The 4,506-nt window shown below is 74.6% G+C and carries 5 protein-coding genes; 1 reads left to right on the plus strand and 4 read right to left on the minus strand.

What is annotated here, in order from left to right; genetic code table 11:
• Positions 1-249 precede the first annotated feature (249 nt).
• Positions 250-1,293 (plus strand): septation protein SepH, encoded by a 1,044-nt coding sequence (gene sepH, locus AC1DUQ_RS18140; RefSeq protein WP_477061781.1) that lies wholly within the window; start codon positions 250-252, stop codon positions 1,291-1,293.
• Positions 1,294-1,313: 20 nt separating this feature from the next.
• On the opposite strand, the gene AC1DUQ_RS18145 is transcribed toward sepH, so the two are convergent.
• The 4 genes from AC1DUQ_RS18145 to AC1DUQ_RS18160 form a co-directional block, all read right to left on the minus strand.
• Positions 1,314-1,973, minus strand: a complete 660-nt coding sequence (locus tag AC1DUQ_RS18145) for a thymidine kinase (protein ID WP_477061908.1) — start codon at positions 1,971-1,973, stop codon at positions 1,314-1,316.
• On the minus strand, positions 1,973-3,163 hold the full coding sequence (locus tag AC1DUQ_RS18150) for an alkaline phosphatase family protein (protein ID WP_477061780.1): 1,191 nt from the start codon (positions 3,161-3,163) through the stop codon (positions 1,973-1,975). Before AC1DUQ_RS18150 ends, AC1DUQ_RS18145 begins: the two co-directional genes overlap by 1 nt.
• Positions 3,160-3,735, minus strand: a complete 576-nt coding sequence (locus tag AC1DUQ_RS18155; RefSeq protein WP_477074281.1) for a DUF5998 family protein — start codon at positions 3,733-3,735, stop codon at positions 3,160-3,162. The genes AC1DUQ_RS18150 and AC1DUQ_RS18155 overlap by 4 nt, the downstream gene beginning before the upstream one ends.
• A 47-nt stretch (positions 3,736-3,782) precedes the next feature.
• Positions 3,783-4,506 (minus strand): acetate--CoA ligase family protein (locus AC1DUQ_RS18160; protein WP_477074282.1); only part of this gene is annotated, 724 nt, incomplete at its 5' end.

Consider the following 4,506-nt stretch of genomic DNA (forward strand, 5'->3'; position numbering starts at 1 on the left):
GACGAAGACCCCGATCAGCTCGAGGATGGGCTCGAAGGGGATGTCCGTGTCCACGCGGCAGATCATCGCAGCGTCGGCGACGAAGACCCCGATCAGCTCGAGGATGGGCTCGAAGGGGATGTCCGTGTCCACGCGGCAGATCATCGCAGCGTCGGCCGCGTGCGGCGCGATCCCGCGCCGCACCGACCCGGGTGCGCGCCGTGGGGCCGGATCGGTGGCAGGCTCGTGCCCGAGGTACCGGGAGGTCGCATGGGTGAGCTGGAGCTGGTGGGTCTGCACGAGGACGGGGAGCACCTCGTCCTGGTGGCCCCGGACGGTGCACGCTTCCGCGTGCGCATCGACGAACCGCTGCGTGCCGCCGTGCGACGCGACCGACCGCAGCTCGAGCAGCTGCGCGCGGAGAGCGCCGGTACGCTGAGCCCGCGGGAGATCCAGGCGCGGATCCGCGCCGGTGCGACGACGCAGGAGGTCGCGGACTCCGCGGGACTGCCTGTGGAGCGCGTCCGTCGGTACGAGGGACCGGTGCTCGCCGAGCGGGAGCACATCGCCGAGCAGGCCCGCGGCACGCGTGTCGGTCGGGAGACCGGTGCGCCGACCCTCGGCGACCTGGTGACGGACCGGCTCGCCGCGCGCGGCGTGGAGCTGGCGTCGCTCGCGTGGGACGCCGCCCGTGAGTCGTCCGGACCGTGGGTCGTCCTCGCCCGGTTCGCCGTCGACGAGACCGAGCACGAGGCCCGCTGGACGTTCGACCCGGCGAAGCGCACGGTCGTCGCCGACGAGGACGAGGCACGCTGGCTGTCCGAGACCGAGCTCCCCGACGAGCCGGTGTCACGGCGCCACCTCGCGGCGGTGCGTGACGTGGTGTTCGACTTCCAGGGCGACGGCGCCACCCTGCGCGGGGCGCACGACGCGCCCGAGCCGGTCGAGCCCGAACCCGTCCCGGACCCGCAGGAGCAGACGGCCTCGCTCCTGGACGACCTGCGCAGCCGTCGCGGCGTGCGGCAGGCGGTGGAGCTCGGCGACGAGGACGACTCGGAGGAGTTCGAGGGCTTCGGACCCCAGCACGCGTTCGACTTCGGTCGGCTGGACGCCTCCGTGCCCGGTGCTCACCCCGTGGACGCCGACGACGACGCGGAGGCGCAGGTCTACCCGGCGCCCGTCGCGGTCCCGGAGCCGGTCACCACGCCCGCAGCTGCGGCCGACCACGACGAGATCGAGCGTCCGCGGTCCCGCCGCGGACGCGCCAAGGTACCCAGCTGGGACGAGATCGTCTTCGGCGCGAAGCCAGAATGACCGGCGGTCGCTGACCGGCGTCAGATGGTGAGCTCGTCCACGGACGCGAGCGTCTGCGGGCTGGGCGAGGACGCCCGGGCGGCAGCCGCGGTCATGTGCCGCATGTGGTGCCGTCGGCACAGGACCTCGTAGCCGACCTCGTCGGCGCCGGCCTCGACGTCGCCGACCACCACCTGCGCGCCCTCGACCACCATGGTCCCGCCGATGGTGCGTGCGTTGTGCGTCGCGCGCGCCCCGCACCAGCACAGCGCGCGGACCTGCAGGATCTCCACGCGGTCGGCCAGCTCGACCAGCCGGGCGGCGCCGGGGAACAGGCGTGCGCGGAAGTCGGTGGAGATGCCGAAGACGTAGACGTCGACACCGAGCTCGTCCACCACCCGGGCCAGCTGCTCCACCTGCGCGGCGGTGTAGAACTGCGCCTCGTCACCGATCAGGTAGTCGACCGGCCGCCCGTGCGTGCGACGCGCGATGACGTCCGACCAGAAGTCCGTCGAGTCGTCCACCTCGTGCGCGCGCTGGGTCAGGCCGAGCCGCGACGAGATGGTCGCCGCCCCCGCCCGGTCCTGCCGCGTGAACAGCACCCCGTCGCGCCCGCGCGCCGCGTGGTTGTGGTGCATCTGGAGCGCGAGCGTCGACTTGCCGCTGTCCATCGTGCCGGAGAAGAACACCAGCTCGGCCATCAGGCGACCACCAGGCACGGGACGAGCATCTCGAAGCGGGTCAGAGAGCCGTGCACCCCGACGATGTCGAGCGACGCGGGCGTCTGGGTGCGCGAGTCGACGACGGTGGCACGCCCGGTCATGGCCACCACCACGTCGCCGATCACCGGGAGCACGTGCGGGGAGATGTCGCCGAACCAGGAGTCCTCCGCGGCCTCGGTGCGCGTCGCCACGACCGCCGCCTCGCCGAGCACGCCCCGCCACCGGTCCGCCACCTGGTCGGCGTCGACCTCGGGCTCGAGGTGCAGGTGCAGCGCGCGCGGCTCCCCCGCCACGAGCTCGACGCCGTCGCCCAGCACGGGGTGGGTCGCCGCGTCCCAGCGCAGGGACCGGTCGACGTCGACCATCCCGTGGTCGGCCGTGATGACCAGAACCGTGTCGCGCGGCAGCGACCGGGCGAGCCGGCCGAGCTCCGCGTCGACCTCGGCGAGCGCGTCGCCCCACTGCCACGACCCCCAGCCGTGGCGGTGCCCGGCCTTGTCGACGTCGCCCCAGTACAGGTAGGCGACGCCCGGCCGGCGGAGCACGTCGAGCGTGGCGTCGACCCGCGCGGCGAGCGACTCGGCCGCCTTGTACGTGGGGCCACGCAGCGCGGCCTCCGTGAGCCCGGAGCCCGAGAACCGCGCAGGGCCGATGCTGGTCACGTTCGTGCCGGCGTCGACGAGCCGCTCGAAGACCGTCGTCTCGCGCTGCCACTCGCGGGCGGGCGGCAGCCCGGTCCAGCTGACGAGGTTGCCCAGCTCACCGGTGGCGGGGTCGCGGACCGTGTACCCGAGCATCCCCGTGCGACCCGGGGGGAGCGCCACCCCGAAGGTGCCCATCGCGGTCGCGGTCGTCGAGGGGAACGTGCTGGTCAGGGGCGAGGAGTCGGCGAGACGCCGGCGCAGGAACGGCGCGTGCCCGGCGCGCTCCGCGAGGTTCGCGTGCCCGAGGCCGTCGACGAGCACCACGCAGACGCGCGACGCGTCGGGCAGTCCGAGCAGCCGCTGCGAGAGGTCCGCCTCCGGGACGTCCGTGACGCCGATCGCTGCGGCGACGGCCGGCAGCACGCGCCCGAGGCACGGGAACAGCGATCCCGGGGCCACCAGGTCCGCCGCGTCGAGCGCGTCCTGGAGCCGTGACGGCGTCGCCGGCGCCTCGAGGTCGGTCATCGCGCGCGCGCGCTCGCGGCGGAGAGCTGCCGCGCGAACGCCGTGGCGGCACGCACGGAGTCGAGCCCCTCCGCGGCGGCGCTCACGCGGACCACGACGTCGTCGGGTGCGAGCGTGCCGGTGAGGCCGTGGTCGGCGTCGCAGCTCGGGTCCCCGCAGGTCGCGGGCTCGAGGTCCACCMGGGAGACCGCACCCCAGCCGATCACCAGGGTCAGCTCCTGCGCGAGCTGTCCGCGCTCGTGCTTCTCCGGGAGAGGCACCACGTGCGTGAGCGCCACCGACGTCAGCTCGGCGAGCGGCACGGCCTCGGTGGTCGCCGAGGCGGACGCCGACGGGTGCTCGGAATCGGCCGGGTGGTCGTCGACGTGCGCGACCACGAGGCGGGTCGGGGTCAGCACCAGCACGGTGACGTGGCGGCGGACCTCGGCGGCGTCGAACGTGGTCTCGGGGTGGACCAGGTGGGCCACGACCTCCTCGTCGGCGAGGGCCACGTCGAGCACGTCGACGACGAGCTCCGGGTAGTAGCCGGCACGGTGGAGATCATGGTGCAGGGCGGGAGCAGCAGCAGGCACCCGCCCATCCTCCCACCTCGACGGCCGTGGCCTGCGACCAGGCACCGTCACACCCTCGACAGTCGACGGGTGGCGTCCGCGCGGTCGGCCCGCGACACCGCGACCCGCGCGCCGAGCACCACCGCGCCGTGCTCCGAGACCACGACCGGGTTGAGCTCGAGCGAGCGCAGCTCGGGCAGGTCGTCCGCGAGCACCGCGACGCGGGCGATGAGGTCCTCGAGCGCGGCGACGTCGAGCGCGGGCAGACCGCGGTAGCCGAACAGCCGGGGAGCCGCCCGCGCCGTCCGGACCAGCTCGGCGACGTCGACGTCGGTGAGCGGCGGGACGCCGTAGGCGATGTCACCGAGCAGGTCCGACGCGTCTCCGGCCAGCCCGAAGCTGATGATCGGGCCGAACAGGGGGTCCTCCACCGAGCGCACCACGCACGCCGACCCGTGCGGGGCCATGGCCTGGACCTCGAGCGGCGCGTCGACGTCCCCCTGCTCGTGGCTCGCGGCGAGGGCGAGCACCTGCTCCACGTCGGCGCGCAGCTCGGTCTCGTCGGCGACGTCGAGCCGCACGCCGCCGAGGTCCGCGCGGTGCCGCAGGGCGGGGACCGTGGTCTTGATCGCCACCGGCCACCCGATGCGCTCCGCGGCGGCCACCGCCTCGTCCGCGTCCTGCACCTGGAAGGACGGCAGGACGCTCAGACCGACCGTGGCGAGCAGCTCGGAGATCCGGTCCGGTCCCAGTGCCAGGACCGCGTCGCCCGACGCCTCCGCCTCCAGCCAC

This window comes from Cellulomonas sp. P4_B5_2, assembly GCF_056402235.1.

Bases quoted from the DNA above. Each gene is read 5' to 3' on its own strand.
- sepH (WP_477061781.1), top strand. From the start codon at position 250: ATGGGTGAGCTGGAGCTGGTGGGTCTGCACGAGGACGGGGAGCACCTC.
- AC1DUQ_RS18150 (WP_477061780.1), bottom strand. From the start codon at position 3,163: ATGACCGACCTCGAGGCGCCGGCGACGCCGTCACGGCTCCAGGACGCG.
- AC1DUQ_RS18145 (WP_477061908.1), bottom strand. From the start codon at position 1,973: ATGGCCGAGCTGGTGTTCTTCTCCGGCACGATGGACAGCGGCAAGTCG.